A 2,672-nucleotide genomic window follows, 5' to 3' on the forward strand; every position below is an offset into this window, starting at 1 on the left:
GATCTGGGCCGTCATGCTCGGGTCAAACTCAATCAGTTCCGCCAGCTCTCTGGCGGTGGCTTCCGTATTGGCGGTCAGGCGCAGAATCCGCAACGCCAGCGCCGGCATGGGCGGAAGACGATAGAGTTTCTGCAGTTTGTCAGCCACTTCGTCGAGGCTCAGCGCGCCACGGGAACCATTACCCTGCCCCCGGATAACCAGGTGCCCTTCGCGGGCACCCGCCAGTGCCAACCGGAAGGAGCGTCCATCCATCACAACCAGGGTATCGTTGGTGCCAGCTGAGAACACCACTTGGTCGGCGGTGGTGAGATCTTCGTCAATCAGCACCGGCAGATCCCAGGCATTCCCGACCGGTGGCACGAATCCTGGCTCGCAGTCGCCAAACAGCCTCGCTGTCTGGCGCGCGGTCAGCGGCTGCAGGCGACGCCCGGTAAACTGATGCAGGGTGTCCATATCCAACGTACTGTCGAAGCGATGCACCGCCATGACCACACCATTGATGTCGATCAGCAGCGTGGGCTGGATAAAATCATGCTGGGGCTTGCCAGAGGCAAGAACCGCCGCATCGAGATTGCTTACCGGTGCAATTTCGATCTGCTGATAGCTGATACCCTTACGGGCGAGGTAATGCGACAGTCGCTCTGACAGTGCCAACGGGGAAGACTCCTTTATCCGGTTCAGGGCTTTCCGGCCCCGGCGTTATTATGCACGTTAGCCCGTATTACGCATACCAGCGGCGATGCCTGCCATGGTGACTTTCAGCGCCCGCTCCACCATATCCGGCACCTCACCTTTGCCCTCACTTTCGCGGTCGCGTTTGAGCAACTCCGCCTGAAGGTAATGCAATGGGTCCGTGTAGGGGTTGCGCACTCTCATGGAATGGGCAAACACCGGTTCGCTCTCCAACAGGGCTTGCTGATCCTTGAGCTCCAGCACACGCTCGATACAGCCGTTCAGCCGTTCCCTGAGGCTACTCCCCAGGGCCCTGAGGCTTTCATCCTCCACCAGGGTCTGCTCGTAATAACTGGCAATGCGCAGGTCGGCTTTGGCCAGCACCATTTCCAGCATGTCGACATAGGTGCGGAAAAACGGCCAGCCCCGCATCATCTCACGCAGCTCTGGCAGGCGCTGGTGCCGGGCGGCTTCCTCCAGGGCCACATCGCTGCCCAGCCAGCTGGGCAGCATCAGGCGCATTTGGGTCCAGGCAAAAATCCAGGGAATGGCTCGCAAACTCTCCACGCCACCGGTGGCTTTCCGGCGCGCCGGTCGACTGCCCAGGGCCAGCTTACCCAGCGCCGTTTCGGGTGTAACCTGCCGGAAATAAGGCACGAAATCCGGGTTCTCCCTTACCACTTCCCGGTAAGATTTGAGGGAACGCTCCGTCAGCCAGTCCATCATCTCGCGCCAGCTGTCCTCGGGTTGTGGCGGTGGCGCCAGGGTCGCTTCAATGACGGCAGTGGTGTACAGGGTAAGGCTTTGTACCGCCAGCCGGGGCAAACCGAACTTGAATCGGATCATTTCCCCCTGCTCGGTAATCCGGAAACTGCCGTTCACCGATCCCGGCGGTTGCGACAGAATCGCCCGGTTCGCCGGGCCGCCACCACGGCCCACCGTGCCGCCGCGACCGTGGAACAGGGTCAGGTGCACGCCATACTGGCGGGCCACCTGGGTGAGTTTTTCCTGGGCCTGGTACTGGGCCCAGGCTGCCATCAGCTGGCCGGCGTCCTTGGACGAGTCCGAATAGCCGATCATCACCTCCTGGCGGCCCTGACAGTATTCGCGGTACCAATCAACCTGATACAGGGCGGCCATGCTGTCTGGCGCGCCCTGAAGATCGCTGAGGGTTTCAAACAGCGGCACCACGCGCATCGGGAACTTCATTCCCGCTTCCCGCAACAACAGGATCACGCTCAATACATCCGAAGGCTTGCTGGCCATGGAGATAACGTAGGAGCCCAGCGCTTCCGGGGTCTGGCCCGCCACCACCTCGCAGGTAGCCAGCACTTCCTTGACGGACTCTGAGGGTTCCCAGTTGCGGGGCACCAGTGGCCGGCGGCCTTGCAGCTCGCGCAGCAGGAATGCCTGCCGGTCGTCTTCCGACCAGGACAGATAGTCTCCCAGCCCCAGATAATCCACCATCTCTGCCACTGCCTCCGCATGCCGGGAAGCCTCCTGCCGGATATCCAGGCGAATCAGCGGCAGTCCGAATGTGTGAGCACGGCGAATGGTGTCCAACAGCGGGCCGTTGGCAATTTGCGCCAGGCCGCAGTCCACCAGTGAGCGATAACACAGCTCCAGCGGTGCCGTCAGGTCTTCGTTCTCGAACAGGATACCGGTGTTATCTGCCACCCGGCCTTTAACGCCGGCCTCGGCCCAGTCCCGGGTGCGGATCAGGCGCTCCCGCAGCTCAGCCAGCACTTGGCGGTAGGGCTCCCGGGAATCACCAACTCGCTCCCGGAGTTCATCACTGGCCTGCCACATGGACAGCTCGGCCCTCAGGGCCTGAATGTCCCGCAGGTACAGATCGGCGGCCATCCAGCGGCCCAGCAAAAATACCTGGCGAGTCACATCGTGGGTTACGTTCGGGTTACCGTCACGGTCTCCCCCCATCCACGAGGCAATACGGATCGGGGAGTTCTGCAGGGGCAGGCCTTTGCCCGTTGCATCAGAAA

2 protein-coding genes are annotated in these 2,672 nt (G+C 61.8%); both read right to left on the reverse strand.

The features are described from left to right. Positions 1–654: YbaK/EbsC family protein (locus IQ216_RS13170; RefSeq protein ID WP_193815830.1), on the reverse strand; the 654-nt coding region annotated here is incomplete at its 3' end. A gap of 57 nt (positions 655–711) precedes the next feature. After that, positions 712–2,672: phosphoenolpyruvate carboxylase (ppc, locus tag IQ216_RS13175; RefSeq protein WP_193815831.1), on the reverse strand; the 1,961-nt coding region annotated here is incomplete at its 5' end.

The sequence above is a fragment of the Cyanobium sp. LEGE 06143 genome (assembly GCF_015207535.1).
Lineage (GTDB): Bacteria > Cyanobacteriota > Cyanobacteriia > PCC-6307 > Cyanobiaceae > NIES-981.